Source organism: Herbaspirillum sp. SJZ107, assembly GCF_006715485.1.
Taxonomy (GTDB): domain Bacteria; phylum Pseudomonadota; class Gammaproteobacteria; order Burkholderiales; family Burkholderiaceae_D; genus Telluria.
Window position 1 is genome coordinate 59,195 of record NZ_VFNH01000003.1, and the last position, 18,676, is coordinate 77,870.

Sequence of the window (18,676 nt, forward strand, 5' to 3'; positions counted from 1 at the left end):
GAGATCAGCGGTTCTGGTAGCCGCCGTAGGTGGCTACCGGGCTCCAGGCCGGCGACACCGCCGGCAATCGCGGCGCCAGCGGTGCGAAAGCGCCGGCGCCGTACACCACCTTCCCGTTCACCACCGTCAGCACGCTTTCCATGCGCTTGATGCGCTCGGCGTCGACCGTGAACACGTCCTCCGGCAGCACCACGAAGTCGGCGTACTGGCCGCGCTTGAGCGTGCCCTTGACCTTTTCCTCGCCGCTCATCCAGGCCGAACCGGTGGTGATCAGCTTCAGCGCTTCGAAGCGGCTGAGGACATCCCTGCCCTGCCAGATCGGCATGCCGCCGGCGGTCTTGCCGGTGACCGCCCAGTACACCGACGGCCAGGGGTTGTAGCTCGAGACCCGGGTGCCGTCCGTGCCCAGGCCGACCGGCAGTTTCAAATCCAGCATCTTGCGGATCGGCGGCATCTGGCGCGCCTGCTCGCCGTAGCGCTTCCAGTAGGCTTCGCCCTGGAAGTGCATGCGGTCCTGTACCGCGATGCCGCCGCCGAGACGCTTGATGCGCGCCAGCTGGGCGTCGGTCATGGTCTCGCCATGGTCGATGATGAAGCGCAGGCCGCGCAGCGGCGTCTTCGCGTTCACCTTCTCGATCACGGCCAGGTCACGGTCGATGCTCTCGCCATAGGTGGCATGCAGGCGGAACGGCCAGCGGTTCTTCACCAGCAGCGCCACCACCGGTTCCAGGTCCGCTTCCATCGCTTGCGGCAAGTCCGGCCGCGGCTCGAGGAAGTTCTCGAAATCGGCCGCGCTGGCCACCAGGTTCTCGCCGCCGCCCTCGGCCGAGAAGCCGTTCGCATAGAACATGTGGTCGTTCTTGTCCGGGTGGGTCATGCCCAGCCAGCGCTGGAAGTCTTCCAGTTCCTTGCCGGCGCGCTGGGCGAACAGGTAATACGAGGTGCGCACCGTCAGCTTGCCTTCCTTCGCCAGCTGCAGCGACACGCCGTAGTCGTCCGGGTAGTTCTGGAAGCCGCCGCCGGCGTCGATCGCGCTGGTCACGCCCAGGCGGTTCAGTTCGCGGTAGAAGTGCAGCGTCGAATTGACCTGGTCGTCGCGGCCGAGCTTGTTCGTTTTCGCCAGCGTCGAATACAGGATCAGGGCGTTCGGTTTGGCGATCAGCTTGCCGGTCGGACGACCGTTGGCATCGAGTTCCACTTCGCCGTCCTTGTACTTCGTGTTCCTGTCGTAGCCGAGGGTCTGGATGCCCTTCTGGTTGAGGAAGCCCAGGCCGTACAGGTAGAGGATGAAGACCGGCTTGTCCGGCACCGCGGCATTGATTTCTTCCAGGGTCGGCAGCCGCTTTTCCTCGAACTGGTATTCGTTCCAGCCGCCGACCACCTTCACCCATGCGCCGTCCGGGGTGCGCGCCGCCTGCTCCTTCAGCATCTCGAGGGCGCGCTTGAGCGAGGTGACGCCGTCCCAGCGCAATTCCATGTTGTAGTTCAGGCCCTCGCGGATCACGTGCAGGTGCGAATCGTTCAGGCCCGGGATCACGGTGCGCCCGCCGGCGTCGACCACCTGGGTCGCTGCGCTCTTGAGCTTGAGGATGCGGGCATTGGTGCCGGTGGCCAGCACCTTGCCGTCCTTGACCGCGAGCGCCTGCACGAACTCGCCCTCCCTGGCCATGGTGGCGATCTTGCCGTTGGTAAGGATCAGGTCGGCCTGCGCCTGGGCGCTGCCGGCGGCCAGGAAGGCGCCGGCGACGGCAGCGGCGATGGCAAGCCTGGCGGTGCGTGTCGAGGAGGTCATGGTTGTCGTCTTTTGTCGGTTGCGGCAAGGGCCGGGATGGTGACGGTATCCCGGCCGGCGGCGAATGGCCCCTGTCTTTTTCCAGAGTCTCAGGCGGTGCGGCCGCGCAGCAGTCGGGCGCCGGCGCCGCTGCGCGCCTTGTAGCGTTGCTGCTCGATGTCGAACACGATCAGCATGCCGCCCAGGATCGCCACGTTTTTCAGGAAGTGGTTCAGCTGGTTCTGCAGCTCGGCCGCATCGGCATGCCAGAAGCCGTGGAAGATCAGGGTCACCGGCACCAGGAACAGGGCCAGCGCCGCCGCCGCGAAGCGCGCCTGGAAGCCCGTGATCAGCGCCAGCCCGGCGCCGACTTCGAGCAGGATCGTCAGCGCCAGCAGCACGCCCGCCGCCGGCAGTCCGCTGCTGCTCATCCAGCCGGCCACATAGGAAAAGCCCAGGATCTTGTTGATGCCGGAAACCAGGAACAGCAGGCCTGCCAGGGCGCGGCCGACCGGATAGAGTTTGTTGGTGTCCATGATGTTGTCCTTTCAGTTCATTTGGATAATTTCGTTCGAACCATTCGAACGTCCTTACTGCCGTGCAGCGGCATGAAAAACATTATGGATACGGACAGTCCGGATGAAAAACGAGTTATTTCCAGTTTTATCATCAATTTTTTCGATAGCGCCTTCCCTACCCATGGATAGTGTTTTTGCGGACAGCGGATCACTACGATGGACAACGATGCAACCCATCCATTCACCGCGAAAAGCTGCCATGACCCACTTCACCACCGCCTCCGGCATCCCCGTCGTCGACAACCAGAACTCGATTACCGCCGGCCCGCGCGGCCCGGTCCTGCTGCAGGATTTCCACCTGATCGAAAAGCTGCAACACTTCAATCGCGAGCGCATCCCCGAACGCGTGGTCCATGCGAAGGGGTCGGGCGCCTACGGCAGCTTTACCGTCACCCACGACATCGGCCGCTATACCACGGCAAAGCTGTTCGCGGTCGTCGGCAAGCAGACCGAGACCTTCCTGCGCTTCTCGACCGTGGGCGGCGAAAAAGGTTCGGCCGATACCGCACGCGATCCGCGCGGCTTCGCCCTGCGCTTCTATACCGAAGACGGCAACTGGGACTTGGTCGGCAACAACACCCCGACCTTCTTCCTGAAGGACGGCATCAAGTTCCCGGACTTCATCCACACCCAGAAACGCGATCCGCAGACCAACCTCAAGTCCGCCCAGATGATGTGGGATTTCTGGAGCAGCGCACCGGAAAGCCTGCACCAGGTGACGATCCTGTTCTCGGACCGCGGCACTCCGGACGGCTACCGCCACATGGACGGTTTCGGCAGCCACACCTACAGCCTGATCAATGCCGACGGCGAGCGCCACTGGGTGAAATGGCACTTCAAGACCCAGCAGGGCATCAAGAACCTGAGCGCTGCCGAAGCAGTGCGCCTGGCCGGCACCGACCCTGACTACGCCCAGCGCGATTTGTTCAACGCGATTGCACGCGGCGATTTCCCGCGCTGGAGCGTCGAGATGCAGGTCATGAACGACGCCCAGCGCGCCGCCTGGGAAGCCAGGACCGGCTGGGACGCGTTCGACCTGACGAAAGTCTGGCCGCAGGGCGAGTTCCCGCGCATCCCGGTCGGCATCCTGGAACTGAACCGCAACCCGGACAACTACCACCAGGACGTCGAGCAGGCCGCGCTGTCGCCGTCGAACATCGTGCCGGGCCTGGGCTACAGCCCGGACAAGATGCTGCAGGCGCGCCTGTTCGCCTACCACGACGCCCAGTTGTACCGCGTCGGCACCAACCACCAGCACCTGCCGGTGAACCGTCCGCGCTGCCCCATCCACAACCAGCAGCGCGACGGCGCGATGGCGCTCTTCAACGGCGGCTCGGCGGCCAACTATGATCCCGTCCAGAACGGTCCCATGCCGGCGGCCGGCGGCTTCGGCCACGGCGACGCCGGCTGGCAGCTGGAAGGCACGGCGGGCCGCTACGACACCCGTGCCACCGACGACCACTTCACCCAGGCCGGCAACCTGTTCCGCCTGTTGACGATTGATGCCAAGCGCAACCTGATCGAGAACATCGCCGGCGCCCTGAGCCAGGCCGATGCCGCGATCCAGGACCGCCAGATCGGCCACTTCCTGAAGGCCGATCCGGCCTACGGCCAGGGCGTGTCGGCTGCGCTCAGCCGCATCAGCGCCGGCGCCACCACAGCGGCACCAGATGGCCCGGCATCCGCAATGAAAACTGGTAGGCCAGCTCGGCCGGAAGCGTGACGCCGATGGCCGTGCCTTCGCCGGCCACGCTCTTCAAGTCGAAGCGCGCGCCGAGGGCGGCCGCACGCTCGCGCATGCCCGGCAGGCCCCAGTGACCGGGCCGGTGCCCCGTACTCGCCACGTCCTCGTCCAGGCCGCAGCCGTCGTCACGGATGCACAGGGTGAATGCCTCCCTGCCGTAGTCGAGCGCCAGCACCACCTTGCCCGCATTCGCGTAGCGCGAGGCATTGAACAGCGCTTCGCGCCCGATCGCATACACCTCGTCGCTCACGTGCGGCCGCAAAGGCCGCGCCCTCCCGGTAATGCGCAGCTCGAAGGCATTGCCGCTGTACTCGGCGAGCTCCTTGCCGAAGGCCTGCAGCGCGAGGCGCATGTCGTCGGGCGAGGCCGAGGCGCGCAAGTCCATGATCTGGTCGCGTCCCTCCACCAGCATGCGTCCCGCCAGGTCCAGGGTGCGCTCCAGGTTGGCGCGCTCGCGCGAGCCCGGCGGAATCTGGTGCATGTGGGCGTTGAAGGACATCAGCAGGCCCTGCACGCTCTGCAGCAGGGTGTCGTGCAGCGAGCGCGCGATGCGCGAGCGCTCCTCGAGCCGTCCCTGCAGGCGCGCCTGCATGCGCCGGGTCAGGGTGCGGATCCGCAGCGCGTACGCCGCATACAGCAGCAGCGCGGCCGCCGCCGCCAGCATCAGCAGGAACCAGCGGCTCTGCACGAAGGTCGGCGCGATCCGGATCTCGAGCACCGCGGGCTGCGGATTCCATACGCCGTCCTCGTTGGCGGCGCTCACCTCGAAACGGTAGCTGCCCGGCGCCAGGTTGGTATACGAGACGGCGCGCCAGCCGATCGGTCCCTGCCATCCGTGGTCGACGCCTTCGAGCCGGTAGCGGAAACGCACCCGTTCCGGCATCGACAGGCCGAGTGCCGTAAAGGCCACCCGCAGGCTGTCGCTGCCCTGGGGCAGTTCCAGCGCTGCGGGCGCGGCCCGCGCGGTGCCCTCCTGCACCGGATAGCGCCGGTTGCTGGAGGTGACGCTCCGGATCAGCACCGGCGGCGGCAGCGGATTGCGCCGGATGCGGGCCGGATCGAGCAGTGCGATCGCGCTGCCGGTCGAGAACCACAGCATGCCGTCCGCGGTCCGCAGCAGCGACGGCGTCGGCCGGGTCTGGGGCGCATGGCCGCGCAGGCCGTCGAGCGCATCGAAGCGTTCGAAGGCCACCTCGCGCGCCGGCGCAGATGCCGCATCGCGCAGCCAGTCCGCCAGGGCGGCGGCAGTGATATGGTAGATGCCCTCGGCGCCATGCAGCCACAGGTCGCCGTCCGGCAGGCGCACGATGCCGGACACGCCGCGGAAGCTTTCGCCGCCGGCGCCGCGCAGCGCCGCAAAGCGCCCGCCGCGGTACAGCATGATTCCGCGTTCGCCGCCGGCCCACATGTCATGGCCGTCGGGCGCCAGGGTCAGCACCGTGCCGAGCTGCAGTCCGGCGGCGGCGTCGAGCCGGCGCACGCTGTCCGGTCCGGCAGCGCCGCCGACGACACTGATGTGGTTGCGCGCATGGCCCATCCAGACATTGCCCTGGGCGTCCATCGCCATCGCGGTGGCTTGCGGCGCCGCGAAGCCCTGCAAGCCGCCGTCGCGCGTCCATTGCCCGCGCTCGAGGCGGAACAGCCCGCGGCCGGAAAACGAGACCCATAGCCGGCCCTGGCGGTCCTGCTGGATCGCCTGCGGATCGAAGCCACGCAAATTGTCCGGCGGCGCGACCAGCTCCACCGTGCCGTCCGGCGCCCGCCGCCACAGGCCGCGCGCGTCGCCGATCCAGAGCACGCCGTCGGGCGCCCAGTGGCTGGCCTCGAAGCCGCTTTTGAGCACCGTGTCGTGCAAGCCGGCGGCGCTGGCCTTGTGGACGTGGTTGATGGCATCGCCGACCCAGACGCCGCCGTCCGGCGCGCGCACCATGCCGGGGTGGTCGAGTTCGACGGCGGTCGGCAGCAGCGCCAGCCGGTTGCGCCGCAGCCGGTCGAGGCCGGCCGAGGTGCCGATCCAGATATTCCCTTCGCGGTCCTGGAAAAAACTCTGCGGCAGCGCCCCGCTCAAGCCGCTCGCTTGCGTCAGGCGCTGGGCCGGTACGCGCGCCGGATGCAGATCCAGCTTGCGCTCGACGCCATCGGTCTGGGCCAGCCACATGACGCCGTCGCGGTCGAACCACATGCCGCTGCCTTTCAGCGCCGGCGCGGGTGGCGCCTTGATCGGGGGCGGCGCGGTGCGCACCCGGTAGTAGCGGTTGCGGTCGTCCGAAGCCCACAAGGTGCCGTCCGGGCTTTCCGCCATCGCCATCAGCGTCATCCGCGGCCACGCATGCGTAAAGGCACGCTCGCCGGGCCGGCGGAAGAACACCCCGTCCATGCCGGCGATCCACTGGGTGCCGTCGCGGCCGAACAGGATCTGGAAAAAGCGGTTGGCGGGCAGGCCGAGCGTGCGTTCGTGGCGCACGAAGCGGTCGGCCCCCGGCGCCAGGCTGGCGATGCCATCGCGCGCCGCCACCCAGACCGTGCCGTCGGGCGCGGCCTCGATGTGGAAGATGGAACCGCCCGGCAGTCCGTCGGCTTCCATGTAGGTGCGGGCGCCGCCGGGGCGCAGCACGGTCACGCCGCCGAAGCGGTAGCCGACCCAGAGCGCGCCATCCCTGGCCGCCATCAGGCCCAGCACGTCGCTGGAATACAGCGGGTGGCCGTACACGCTGTCGGTGCGCTCGAACTGCACGCCGTCGTAGCGGTACAGGCCGGTCGCGGTGGCGATCCACAGCCAGCCGTCGCGGCTCTGGGCGAATTTCAGGACATCGACCGGCGCCCCCTGCAGTCCGCCCCATGCGCTATGGGTATAGTCCGACAACAACGGCGCGGGCGCGGCAGTCGCAGCGCCGTTGTGGAGGTGACACACCACCAGAAGGGCGGCGGCGATGCGCCGCGCGTACGAATCGATTCTCACATCAGACAGCCAGTAATTGCTCAGCAGGCTGGATTGTGCCATGCAACACAAAATCCGTGTGGCCCGGCCATTTTGCAGGGGGCCGGTGCGGCGCAAGCGCCTAGCATGCCGGGCAAGGATCCCGTTTTTTACCAGCCATCGCTACCATGACACTCACACGCTTGACGGCGGCAGTCCTGGCACTGCTCTCGCACCATGCCTTCGCCCAGGACGGCGCGCTCCAGATCTACGGGCGGCTCAACATCGGCCTCGAAGCCATGCACGGCGACGGCGTGCGCGGCGGCCAAGCCGCGCAGCGCCTGTCGAACTACCGCTCGGTACTGGGTTTCCGCGGCAGCGAAGACCTCGGCGGCGGGCTGAAGCTGGTGTTCCAGGTGGAGGGTACGCTGGCGCCCGACACCGGCGCCGGCGTCATCGCGGCGCGCGATACCCGCATCGGCCTCCAGGGCCGCTGGGGCAGCCTGTTCGGGGGCAACTGGCCGACGCCCTACAACACGGCCACGTCCGGCCTCGACCCGTTCTACCCCACCACCGCCGGCTACATGAGTACCATGGGCAATGGCTCTGCGCCCAGCGCCAGCAACGTCAGCGACACCACCTCCTTCGACCGCCGCCAGCAGAACAGCCTGCACTACTGGACACCGGCCTGGCAGGGCATGACGCTGCGCCTGGCACACGGTTTCAACGAGGAAGCGCCGCCCAGCGGCGCCAGGCCGTCGCTGGATTCGGCCGCGCTGGTACTCGAGCGCGGCCCGCTCTACGCCGCGCTGGCCCACGAGCGCCATCACGGCTACCAGGGCCCGGGCCTGGACGACCATGGCAGTAAAGTGGCGCTGGCCTGGCAGTTCGGGCCGCAGCTGGGACAGGTGCGGCTGGCCGCGATTGCCGAAAAATTGCGCTACGCGACCGCGCGCGGGAATCTGGAGCGCGTTGCCTACTACGTATCGCTGACCCGCCAGTTCGGCGCGCACGGCATCCGCTTCGGCCTGGCAAGGGCCGGCGACGGCAAGGGCAGCGCGGGCACGCGGCTGGGCTTCATCCAGGCCGGTCCGGACACCGGCGCCACCCACGCCACCTTGGGCTACGACTACACGCTGTCGAAACGCAGCGCCGTCTTCGCTTTTTATACCCGCCTGCGCAACGACGGCCGCGGCACCTACGACTTCGCGATCAATGGCCTGGATGCGGCGCCCGGCACGCGCCTGGGCGGTGCCGCGCTCGGCATCCGCCACAGTTTTTGACAGGCACGCGCTAGCGGCTGCGCGTCCGCGTGATGTGCAGCCGTTCGGCGGAGCGCACCAGGTCGGGCAGCGAGCGTGCGCCCATCTTTTCCATCACCTTGCGCTTGTGGGTCTTGGCCATGATTTCGCTGACGCCCAGCGCATCGGCCACCTGCTTGTTGAGCAGGCCGCCGATCACCAGTTCCATGGTCTCGCGCTCTCGCGGCGTCAGGCTGGCGTGGCGCTGCCGCAGGTCGGCCAGTTCGCGCCGCGCCGCCAGCCCGGCCTGGTCCGCGGCCAGTGCATCGCGCACGGCCGCCAGCAGCGCTTCCGGCGCCACCGGCTTGGTGAGGAATTCCATGGCGCCGGCCTTCATGGCCTGCACCGACATCGGGATCGAACCGAAGCCGGTCATGAAGATGATCGGGATACCGGTGCCCCGGCGTGCCAGCCCGGCCGCCACTTCCAGTCCGTCCGGGCCGGGCATATGCATGTCGCAGACCAGGCAGGACGCCGTGCCGAGGCCTTCCGTGCCGGAAAACGCGTCGAAGACGTCGAAGAAGGCGCCGGCGGCGGCGAAACCGCGCGCATCGTAGCCTTCAGCCGCGAGCAGGTTCAGGACCGACGCGCGTACCGCGTCGTCGTCATCGACGACGAACACCGCCGGCGTCATGGTTGCCGCGCCGGCGAAGCCGTGCCGGAATCGAAGCCGGTTGCCCGGCGGCCGCCGGCCTCGGGCAGGTCGAGTGTGCCATGGCGCGCCGCCGCGTCGTCGTCGGCCACGCGGAACCGCGTCAGCGCCACCTCCTCACCTGCCCCACTCATCCTGCGCCGCTCCTTTGCCGTCGTTTTGGTTCTGCACCAGGCCGCGCACGGTTCGTGGTCCGCGCCTGCCACTGTCCATTATACGTATCGCGGCGGGCGCGGTCGCGTTGCCCTCCCAGGACCTGGCGGGCGATGGAGATGGCCTGGCAATTGGCCGCGTTCAGCAGCGCGGGTGGTGGCTTGCTCATGATGTCTCCTTGCGAGGTTGGGATGGATTGGCCTGCTGCCGCCCCGCCGGCGCCGGGGCTTCCGCTACCAGCAGGCCGAGCAGAATCAAGGCCGGGACCACCAGCGCGGCAAAGCCGAACCGGTGAAAAGCGAAAGCCGCCGCCACACAGCCGGCGGCAAAGGCGGCCAGCGGCCAGATGAATTTGCCGCAGCGCGCCTTCAGGCCGGGGTCGTCGGCGCCGCGGGCGGCGTCGACCAGGTCGATCACGATCTGGGTGACGTTCCCGGTCATCATCGAGGTCGGCGCCAGGTGGCCCAGCAGCAGGCGGCTGGTGGCGCTGTGGGCGCCCATGGCGGCCGCGCCCAGCAGGCCGGCTGCCGTGGCCAGCGGTCCCGGCTCGTTGCCAAGCGGCGTGGCCGCCAGGCCGCACGCCATGAACCCCAGCAGCAGCACCAGCTGCAGCAGCAATGCCGGCCGCAGCGCAGGCGCGCCGCGCTTCTCGATGATCACGACCAGGATGCGCGCCAGCGCCACGCCGGCGATAAAGGCTGGAAAGGCCAGCAGTTTCAGCAGCACGCCTTCGCGCGCGGGATCGGCGAGCGATGCGCCGATCAGGATGAAGTTGCCGGTCACGTGCGCGGTGAACAGGCCGAACAGCGCCAGGAAGCCCAGCGTGTCCACATACCCCGCCAGGAAGGCCAGTGCGATGCCCTGCAGCCGCCCATGGTTTTGCTCGCTCATGCCTGCCTCCGCCTGGTGCGCCGCGCCTCGATGCGGCCAGTGTCGCCGATTCCGGCGCCGCCGGCTGCATATCCATTGGTATAGCTAGACCTGGCGGCGCTCTTGCAGGTCGAGCCACGCCACCAGCAGAAAGGCGCCGGCCAGTCCCAGATGTTCGAAGAAGCCGTTTTCCGACATCGTGCGGGCCGTGCCCGCCAGCTCCCAGAATCGGTTCGCCACCAGGTTGGCCATCAGCGTGAACAAGCCCAGGTAGAGGGCGCCCGCCCAGCGCTGGATGCCGGCCAGCACCAGCACGGATGCGCCCAGCTCGCCGACGATGGTCAGCAGGGCCAGGGGGCCGGCGGGCGTCATGCCGAAGTGGCGCATCTCGGCCACGGCGGCCGGAAAATCGAAGGCCTTGTCCAGCCCGCCCTGCAGATATGCCGAGCACAGGAGCAGCAGGCAGCACCAGCGGACGGCGCCATGGCGGGTGGCCGGTGCATGTTGCCGGGTGACGGTAGGGATATGGCTGATCATGATTGTCCTCAAAAGTTGTCCAAAAATGGTAGCGGGCACCCCGTTCTCGAGCCCGTATCCTTTGGCCGGTTGAATATCGGCCGCCGGTACAACTATCGTATGAAAGACCAGGCCACGGCAGATGCCATCATGCAGCCGTAAGCGCCGAATCCTGCGCCGCGTCATCACCGCAGAGGAGAGCAGCCATGACCCTGGCCCGACACGATGTTCCGCGTTCCCGTCCCGCGCCGGCAGGCAGGCATCGCGCCGCCTATACGGCCGGACACCCGGCAGACGACACGCCCGGCGACGGCAAGGCGGCCTGCCTGCGCCTGTTCAGCCGCCTGAGCGGCTTCACGCCTGCGTCCTGGCTGGCACTGCCGGCCGCCGCCGAGGACGAAGCCGACGAGAACGCGCTCGAACGGGTGCTCGCCGGCGCTGCCCTCACGCATGCGTATGCCTATGCAGCCATCGCCGCCGAAGCCGGGCGCGCGCGCCGGCACGGCGTGCGCGACGCGACACCGCCGGCGCTGCTGCTGCTGGCCGCCGTGGCGCACGGGCAGAATGGCTGCAGTGACAGCCATGGCCGCACCACGCTGCAGATGGCCGCCAGCGCGCTCGCGCTGGCGCAGCGTCAGGGGCACCTGCAGCATGAGCGTGCCCGGGCGCTGCATGCGGCGCTGCTGCCGCCCGGCCCGGCAGCGGATGCGTCCGGCCACTTTGGCACGCTCGCTGCAGCGGCCCGGGCGCACCGTGCCGGCCGCCCGCTCGACGCGCTGGGCGGGTTCGAAAGCGCCGGCGCCAGCGCCGGCCGCGATGGCCTGTACTGGCTGGCCGGCCTGGCGTGGGAGCAAGCGGCGCTGCTGGCCGGCGAAAGTGGCCTCGGCACGGCCATGCAGCACTACCGGCGGCTGGCCCTGGCCAGCTACGGGCGTGCCGGGGCGCCAGGCCGGATCGGCACGCTGCGGCGCGCCTGGGGCGAAGACGGCACGGCCGATGCGGGGGACGCCGATGCGGGCGCGGCCACCGCGCTCGAAGGCGAGCGGGAGCGCCTCCTGCGCGCCGGCAGCATCGGCGACATCGGCCTGTCGATCGCGCACGAAGTCAACCAGCCGCTGGCGGCGATTTCCCTGCATGCCGCCGCCGCCCGCAAATGGCTGCGCCGGCCGCAGCCGGACATCGAACGCGCCCTCGCCTCCCTGTTGCTGATCAGCGCCGCCGGCCGCCATGCGGGCGACATCGTGCGCAGCGTGCAGCGCCTCGCCTCGCGTCAGGACACCGAGATGGGCAAGGTCCCCGTCGACCAGACCATCGCCGACACCCTGCAGTTGCTGCAGCGGCCACTCCGCAAGCATGGCATCGAGATCGACCTGGCGCTGGGCCTGGGCGAATGCATCATCCAGGCCAGCCGCGTCCAGTTGCAGCAGGTCGTGACCAACCTGCTGATGAACGCGATCGAGGCACTGTCCGGACAAGGCGGGCGCGTGCTGGCGGAGGGGGCGTCTGCCGCACGCCGCATCCACGTACAGAGCCGCCACGTCGGCACCGACGAAGTCGAGATCAGCGTCGCCGACAACGGTCCCGGCATCGCGCAGCAGAACCGGGCACGGATCTTCGGCAGCCTGTTCAGCACCAAGCCGAACAGCACCGGCATGGGCTTGTCGATCAGCCTGGCGATCGTGCGTGCGCACGGCGGCCAGATCGGCTACGAGCCGGGCCAGCCGCATGGCGCCTGCTTCCGCTTCCGCCTGCCGGTCAACGCACGCGGCGCCGCATGATGAGCGCTGTCCGCATCAGTCCGCGTAGCTTGACAGCCAGGGCAGGATCACCTCGAGCAGGCGCTGCGGCGCCTCGATCGGAATCATGTGGCCGCTGTCTTCGATGACCGCCAGGCTGGCCTCCGGAATCCCGGCCTGCAGCTCGCGCGCCTCTTCCAGGCTGCGCAGCTGGTCCTGGGCCGCCGCGACCACCAGCGTCGGGCAGCGGATCTCACCCAGGCGGTCGATGTCGCCCGGCCGCTCCAGCACCGACTGGCGCCGGAACACCTCGCCGCCCAGGCGCATGCCCATCGCGCGCACGCGCTCGATCATCGCCTCGTTGTGCTTGTCCTTCGGATGCAGCGAGCTGGCCACCGCGATGCGGCTCAAGCCGCTGAAGGCCACCGAAGGCGCGGCATGCCCGACCGCGCCCTTGCGCTGGCGCATCGCCGGCGTGTCGGGGCGGGTCGAGGTGGCCACCAGTACCAGCGCTTTGACCCGCTTGCCGTATGCCGGCGCCAGGCGGGCGATGTCGCGCGCGACGTAGCCGCCCATCGAAAAGCCGACCAGCAGGAAGGATGGCGGCGCCGCCGCCAGCGCACGGCGCGCCATCGCCTCGACCGAGGTGTCGTGGCGCAGGTCGGCATGCAGGACCGGACCGAAGCGCGCCAGCGCGGCGCTCATGTCGTTCCACAGGGTTTCGTCGGCCATGAAGCCGGGGACAAGTAGGAGAGCCATGGGGGCATCCTAGCAGAAGCGGATAAGCGAAGAAGTGTTGTAATTACAGACGATAGGTTGCCCTAAGGAATTATTCTGTTCAAAATGATTGGCTATCGCGCCGATCCGGCGCTTTCTCGCATTCACAAGGAACGACCGTGTCCTCTTCCCGTACGTCCAGCGTCCGCAGCCAGCTCAGGCTGACGTTCGCCATCATCATCATTCTCTCCTTCGTCTCGACCGCCGTCGCGATCTGGCGCCTGCAGGTGCTGGCAAACGATACCCGGGCACTCACCGAACGTCCGCTGGCGACGGAAAGGCTCATCTCGAGCTGGCTGACGAACACCTCGGTCGGCGTCAAGCGCACCGCCGTGATCACGCGCGCGGCCGATCCCGGCCTCGGCAAGCTGTATGCGGAAGAAGCGAAGGAATCGACGGCGCGCGTCGGCGAGATGCTCAAGAAAGTCGGCGAACTGCTCGATACCCCGCAAGAGCGCGCGATGCTCGACCAGATCGCCGCCCTGCGCCAGAAGTACACCGACGTGCGCAACCAGGTTGCCGCCCTCAAGGCCGAAGGCAAGGACGAGGAAGCGCGCGTCCTGTTCGACCAGGCTTATACGCCGGCGGCGGACACCTACGTTGCCAAGGCAAACGAACTGCTGAGCATGCAGCAGCGTGCGATCGATGCCCGCGTGGCCACCGTGCTCGCCAGCGCCAACCGCAGCAGCAACGTCCTGATCGCCCTGTGCCTGGCGACGCTGGTGTTCAGCGTTCTGGCAGGCGCCATATTCGTGCGTGCACTGTTCCGCCGCCTGGGCGGCGAACCGTCCAGCGCCGCCGCCGTGGCCAGCGAGATCGCCGCCGGCAACCTGCGCGTGGCGGTACCGCTGCGCGCCGGCGACCAGGACAGCCTGATGGCCACGCTGGAAAGCATGCGCGCCAGCCTGGCCGATATCGTCGGCCAGGTGCGCCACGGCGCCACCAGCATCGGCGCCTCGATCGCCACCATGGCGGGCGAGACCCGCGACCTGTCGCAGCGTACCGAAAGCCAGGCGTCGGCGCTGGAAGAAACCGCCTCCTCGATGGAAGAACTGACCCAGACCGTCGGCCACAGCGCCGCCAGCGCCGAGCAGGCCAACCGCCTGGCGGCGGATGCCGCCGACGTGGCGCGCCAGGGCGGCGCCATGGTTGGCCAGCTGGTCGACACCATGGGCGCGATCGATGCGTCGTCGGCACGCATCGTCGACATCATTTCGGTCATCGACGGCATCGCCTTCCAGACCAACATCCTGGCGCTGAACGCCGCGGTGGAAGCGGCCCGCGCCGGCGAACAGGGCCGCGGCTTCGCCGTCGTCGCTGCCGAAGTGAGGGCACTGGCGCAGCGCTCGGCCGGCGCCGCCAAGGAAATCAAGGACCTGATCGACGCCTCGACCCGGCGCGTCGCGCAAGGCTCGACGCTGGCCGCCGAGGCCGGCGATACCATGCAGGGCATCGTCGACGGCATCACGCGCGTATCAAGCATCATGAACGAGATCGTCAGCTCCAGCCGCGAGCAGGCCAGCGGCATCGCCCAGGTCAACCAGGCGATCGTGCAGATGGACGGCAGCACCCAGCAGAACGCGGCACTGGTCGAGGCATCGGCCGCCGCCACGCGCTCGATGCAGGAGCAGGCCAGCCAGCTGGCGCGGGTGGTGGCGCTGTTCCAGATCGATGGCGTGGCCGCCGCGCCACAGCCGGTGGCACCTGCGCCGGCCCCCGTCAAGACACGCCCTGCCCTGGCGGCGGCACGCCCTGCTCCCGCCCCTGCTCCCGCCCCGGCCACGGCCCGCAAGACGGCAGTGCGCAGGGAAGCGGTGGCCAGCAGCGGCGACTGGGAAGAGTTCTGACGCGGGAAGGCCATGACGCGTTAGACTGTCCTCTTTCCACCCATTACTGTTCGACGAGCCTGCCATGACCCTGCCCGCCCACCAACTCACGATGACGGTCCTGATGACGCCGGACACCGCGAACTTTTCCGGCAACGTCCACGGCGGCCACATCCTCAAACTGCTGGACCAGGTGGCCTACGCCTGCGCCAGCCGCTACGCCGCCACCTACGTCGTCACCATGAGCGTCGACCAGGTCACTTTCCGCCAGCCGATCCTGGTCGGCGAACTGGTCACCTTCCTGGCGGCGGTCAACTACACCGGCCGCACCTCGATGGAAATCGGCATCAAGGTGCTGGCCGAGAATATCCGCACCCAGGAAGTGCGCCACGTGAACAGCTGCTTCTTCACGATGGTGGCGGTCGGCGAAGACAAGCAGCCGGTGCCGGTGCCGCCGCTGCGTCCGTTCACGCCGGACGAGCAGCGCCGCCACGAAGAAGCCAAGGGCCGCAAGGAAGCGCGCCTGGCGCTGGACCGGCAGCATGCGGAGCGCGCCAAGGCGCGCGGCTGAAGGCCCGGCTGCGCTTCAGGCGCGCGCGTGGCGGATCCGGCCGAGGCTGATGCACAGCGCCATGGCGGTCGACGCCACTGCAATCGCAAGGCAGAGCCGGATCGCGTGCATGCCGGCCGCGCCGCCGCCCAGGTCGCGGTCAAAGGTCGACAGCACGATCCCCACCACCGCGGTGCCGCAGCACTGGCCGAAGGTGCGCATGATGGCCAGGATGCCGGACGCGGCGCCGCTGCGTGCGCGTGCCACGTTCGACAGCATCTCGCGGTTGTTCGGGCTCTGGAAGAAACCGAAACCGATCCCGCACAGCAGGTTGCGCCAGGCGATGTCCCAGGCCTGTGCCCCCATCGGCAGCAGCGCCAGGGACAGCAGTCCGGCTGCCAGCAGCGCCAGCCCGACCGACGACAGGATCGCCGCCGGATAGCGGTCGGCGAGCCGGCCGGCATGCGGCGCGGCCAGCATGATGCCGATCGGCCAGGGCGTGAACAGCAGCGCCGAGTGGAGCGCGGAATCGCCGTACACGGTCTGGAACAGGAAGGGCAAGGCGACGAAGGTGATGCCCTGCCCGACGAAGGACGCCACCGAGGTCAGCGCAGCCATGGAAAACCGCCTGGAGGCGAACATGTCGAGCGGGACCAGCGGGGCTGCTGCACGGCGCTGGCGCCACACGAAACCCCAGCCGGCCGCGACGGCAATCGATCCATAGACAAGCAGTGCCCCGTGCGTCCGGTCCGCCGTCCCCAGGTGGGCGCAGGCATCGGCGGCCATGATGAAGGCGCCCATGGCGGCCGCCGACAGCACGGCGCCGGCGCTGTCGAAACGCGCTGACGCCGGCTGCGGGTTGTCGGGCACCGCCCGCCCCAGCGCCAGCGCGATGGCGCCCAGCGGCACGTTGATCGCGAACAGCCAGGGCCAGCCGAGCCAGGACAGCAACGCACCGCCCAGCGTGGGGCCGACCGCAGTGCTGGCGGCGACCAGCAGCGCGTTCAGGCCCAGGACGCGTCCCAGCAGGCGGTTCGGGAAGATGGTGCGCAGGATCGCCGGCCCGATGCTCAGGCATGCCGCCCCGCCGATCCCCTGCAGCACGCGCAGCGCCGTCAGCATCGCCAGCGACGACGACAATGCGCAGCCGAGCGACGCCAGCGTGAACACGGCCAGGCCGCCGGCAAACAGGCGGCGGTAGCCGAGCCGGTCCGCCAGCGCGGCGAAGATCGCCAGCGTCATGGCGACCGCCAGCAGGTAGGCGTTGGCCACCCACAGCGCGCCGCCGGCGGGCGCATCGAGGGCGCGGGCGATCTGTGGCAGCGCGACGTTCAGCATGCTGCCGTCCAGCACCGTCATGGCCGTCGCCGTCGTCAGGGCGATCATCGCCAGGCGGCGCCTGGGACCGGGCAAGCCTTCGTCGCCCGGCAAATCGGAAAACAATGTCATGAATGCTTTCTGGCGCCACTGCGCCTTTGAGGTCGACATGTCGACTATAGCGACCCGGGCGGCATGGCGCACGCGCTGCAGTGCCGGCAGCGCACGCTGGTGCTGTCAGGAACAAAATTATGGACATCTCATAACTCTGTGCTATACTTCGCCGCCTTGGCCTGGTAGCTCAGTTGGTAGAGCAGAGGATTGAAAATCCTTGTGTCGGTGGTTCGATTCCGCCCCGGGCCACCAAGAATATCCAAGCAAAAACGCCAACCCATGCAGGTTGGCGTTTTTGTTTCAAGGTTAGAAATCCTGGCGTCCGGTCGATTTCCGATAACCCCCCTACCTCAACGACAATTTCCACTTTCCGCCAAATGCTGTGCTTGCCGCCTCATTGTCATGGCGGCCCTCAAGCTCAGTCCCGTCCAATGTGCCAACTTGGAAGATTGACAATCTGCGACAGTTCCGGGCGTCGTCCGATTTCAGAAGTCGTCAGTGCACGAAGTATGTTCGGGATAACTTTGTCTAATATTAAATTTTTTGATAGCTCATCGGGTGACCTCCACCCCGCTCCAAAGGCAAGGTAATCCATTTTCGCCAAACCTGTCGTTGCGAGGACGTCTCTTACCTCTGCCTCGGTTAGCCGTATGGAAGTTTGAATAGCTGGCTCATCCGTTCGCCATACTGCAAGCTTCTCCACTGTCCCAGTGGTCCGATCAGCCGTGAACGCTCGCGGAATACCCTGCAGCAGCAGGTACCAGTCATCTAAATCTTGCAAGTAGAGACTCCAGGGCTCAAAGCAGGCCTTCGAGAACGCAAGTTCGATCGCAGCAGCAATTCGCCGGCCTTTGGCGGCTTTTTCTTTTCGGTAGGCGGCAAGCTTGACTGAGTCGAACGCGCCTGGAACTGAACCGTCGTCGATCGGCTTGATTTTGTCAAATTCTGGATAGTTACACAGCACGCGGACAGGCCTGTCCTCATGGAGGGCAAGTGCCATGCGGGCGGCTGCATTGCGTATATCCGATGCAGCCGCTACAAAGTAATCGCCAGCGATGTCTAGATCAAGCTTCTCATCGTGTTCTACCGTTTCCGTCAACTGTGTGACGCGTGTTTGCAGGATTCGTCCTGCCTCAATTTGCGCCAATGCCTCTGCTTCCGCCTGTTTTTTCCAGTTTTTCAATACGCCAACTGTGTATCTGGCTGGGTCCACATCGATGAGCTTGGAGCAGGACTGGCACAGCCATATACCATTGCTGATGTGAGCGCGCTGCTCCGGTGACATAAATTTCTCATAACGTGGGCCACCTTCAGACGCCGCATGGATATGTGCGGCGACCCCGATGCTCACCGCCTTGCTATCATCTGAGCTCGGTCCACTAGTAGGCTGTCGACACCCGGGATTCGAACATTTTGCACCGGCACGCTTGCTTAGCATGTCCTTCGTTTGCTGGTTAAAGTCATCTCTCATCTTTTTAGCTCCCCCGTGACGGGTGACGCAAGTCAGCCTGGCCCTCCGTCAGTCTGCCTGTCCTCACCACCACTTAGCAGGTTCGCAGCAGATCCTCTGAAGGGGAGCTATCAAGTTCGACAGTAGCCCATCGGCATAAATTAGGATTGCTATTCTCCTATCCTCGCCATTGGTAGCGGTCATGCGACATGGAGCAATGATTGAAAATCCTTGTGTCGGTGGTTCGATTCCGCCCCGGGCCACCAAGATTCGGCACATAGCATGTGCAAGCAAAAACGCCACCCTCGGGTGGCGTTTTTGTTTTATCCGCTATAGATTTACCGGTCCCAAAAAAAGCCCGGTATGGCGTCAGCTGCCATGCCGGGCTTTCCTGTGTACGGCAA

At 67.4% G+C, this 18,676-nt stretch carries 16 protein-coding genes and 1 tRNA gene; 6 read left to right on the forward strand and 11 right to left on the reverse strand.

Annotated features, from left to right (window positions below; translation table 11 throughout):
• Positions 1-4: 4 nt before the first annotated feature.
• The 3 genes from FBX97_RS18450 to FBX97_RS18460 form a co-directional block, all read right to left on the reverse strand.
• On the reverse strand, positions 5-1,792 hold the full coding sequence (locus FBX97_RS18450; RefSeq protein ID WP_141834838.1) for an amidohydrolase: 1,788 nt from the start codon (positions 1,790-1,792) through the stop codon (positions 5-7).
• 89 nt (positions 1,793-1,881) lie between these two features.
• Entirely contained in the window at positions 1,882-2,307 is a 426-nt protein-coding gene (locus tag FBX97_RS18455) for a DoxX family protein (RefSeq protein WP_141834840.1), read from the reverse strand.
• A 54-nt stretch (positions 2,308-2,361) separates the two neighbouring features.
• Entirely contained in the window at positions 2,362-2,550 is a 189-nt protein-coding gene (locus FBX97_RS18460; RefSeq protein WP_141834842.1) for a hypothetical protein, read from the reverse strand.
• On the opposite strand from FBX97_RS18460, the gene FBX97_RS18465 reads away from it, so the two are divergent.
• Entirely contained in the window at positions 2,549-4,072 is a 1,524-nt protein-coding gene (locus tag FBX97_RS18465) for a catalase (RefSeq protein ID WP_141834844.1), read from the forward strand. The two genes, FBX97_RS18460 and FBX97_RS18465, sit on opposite strands and share 2 nt — an antisense overlap.
• Here FBX97_RS18465 and FBX97_RS18470 read toward each other — a convergent pair.
• Positions 3,990-7,094, reverse strand: a complete 3,105-nt coding sequence (locus tag FBX97_RS18470; protein ID WP_141834847.1) for a two-component regulator propeller domain-containing protein — start codon at positions 7,092-7,094, stop codon at positions 3,990-3,992. The two genes, FBX97_RS18465 and FBX97_RS18470, sit on opposite strands and share 83 nt — an antisense overlap.
• 104 nt (positions 7,095-7,198) lie before the next feature.
• On the opposite strand from FBX97_RS18470, the gene FBX97_RS18475 reads away from it, so the two are divergent.
• Entirely contained in the window at positions 7,199-8,293 is a 1,095-nt protein-coding gene (locus FBX97_RS18475) for a porin (RefSeq protein WP_141834849.1), read from the forward strand.
• A 10-nt stretch (positions 8,294-8,303) separates the two neighbouring features.
• Here FBX97_RS18475 and FBX97_RS18480 read toward each other — a convergent pair whose 3' ends face one another.
• From FBX97_RS18480 to FBX97_RS18490, 4 genes are all read right to left on the reverse strand, one after another.
• Positions 8,304-8,945: a response regulator transcription factor gene (locus FBX97_RS18480; protein ID WP_141834852.1), complete on the reverse strand. Its 642-nt coding sequence runs from the start codon at positions 8,943-8,945 to the stop codon at positions 8,304-8,306.
• Complete coding sequence (locus FBX97_RS29635) at positions 8,942-9,097, reverse strand: hypothetical protein (protein WP_185748654.1); 156 nt, start codon at positions 9,095-9,097, stop codon at positions 8,942-8,944. Before FBX97_RS29635 ends, FBX97_RS18480 begins: the two co-directional genes overlap by 4 nt.
• 184 nt (positions 9,098-9,281) lie before the next feature.
• A complete protein-coding gene (locus FBX97_RS18485; RefSeq protein WP_141834855.1) occupies positions 9,282-10,007 on the reverse strand; it encodes a YoaK family protein in 726 nt (241 codons plus the stop codon).
• Between the two features lie 84 nt (positions 10,008-10,091).
• Entirely contained in the window at positions 10,092-10,523 is a 432-nt protein-coding gene (locus FBX97_RS18490) for a DoxX family protein (protein WP_141834858.1), read from the reverse strand.
• A 185-nt stretch (positions 10,524-10,708) separates the two neighbouring features.
• On the opposite strand from FBX97_RS18490, the gene FBX97_RS18495 reads away from it, so the two are divergent.
• A complete protein-coding gene (locus FBX97_RS18495) occupies positions 10,709-12,280 on the forward strand; it encodes a sensor histidine kinase (RefSeq protein WP_141834861.1) in 1,572 nt (523 codons plus the stop codon).
• A gap of 15 nt (positions 12,281-12,295) precedes the next feature.
• On the opposite strand, the gene FBX97_RS18500 is transcribed toward FBX97_RS18495, so the two are convergent.
• Positions 12,296-12,997 (reverse strand): alpha/beta fold hydrolase, encoded by a 702-nt coding sequence (locus FBX97_RS18500; protein ID WP_141834864.1) that lies wholly within the window; start codon positions 12,995-12,997, stop codon positions 12,296-12,298.
• Positions 12,998-13,134: 137 nt separating this feature from the next.
• On the opposite strand from FBX97_RS18500, the gene FBX97_RS30420 reads away from it, so the two are divergent.
• Positions 13,135-14,862: a methyl-accepting chemotaxis protein gene (locus FBX97_RS30420; protein ID WP_141834867.1), complete on the forward strand. Its 1,728-nt coding sequence runs from the start codon at positions 13,135-13,137 to the stop codon at positions 14,860-14,862.
• 64 nt (positions 14,863-14,926) lie between these two features.
• Positions 14,927-15,412: an acyl-CoA thioesterase gene (locus tag FBX97_RS18510; protein WP_141834870.1), complete on the forward strand. Its 486-nt coding sequence runs from the start codon at positions 14,927-14,929 to the stop codon at positions 15,410-15,412.
• A 15-nt stretch (positions 15,413-15,427) separates the two neighbouring features.
• Here the strand turns inward: FBX97_RS18510 and FBX97_RS18515 are convergent, their stop codons facing one another.
• On the reverse strand, positions 15,428-16,840 hold the full coding sequence (locus FBX97_RS18515; RefSeq protein WP_141834873.1) for an MFS transporter: 1,413 nt from the start codon (positions 16,838-16,840) through the stop codon (positions 15,428-15,430).
• A gap of 158 nt (positions 16,841-16,998) precedes the next feature.
• On the opposite strand from FBX97_RS18515, the gene FBX97_RS18520 reads away from it, so the two are divergent.
• Positions 16,999-17,074: transfer RNA gene (locus tag FBX97_RS18520), tRNA-Phe, on the forward strand.
• A 166-nt stretch (positions 17,075-17,240) separates the two neighbouring features.
• On the opposite strand, the gene FBX97_RS18525 is transcribed toward FBX97_RS18520, so the two are convergent.
• Positions 17,241-18,173, reverse strand: a complete 933-nt coding sequence (locus FBX97_RS18525; protein ID WP_141834876.1) for a hypothetical protein — start codon at positions 18,171-18,173, stop codon at positions 17,241-17,243.
• Between the last annotated feature and the right edge of the window lie 503 nt (positions 18,174-18,676).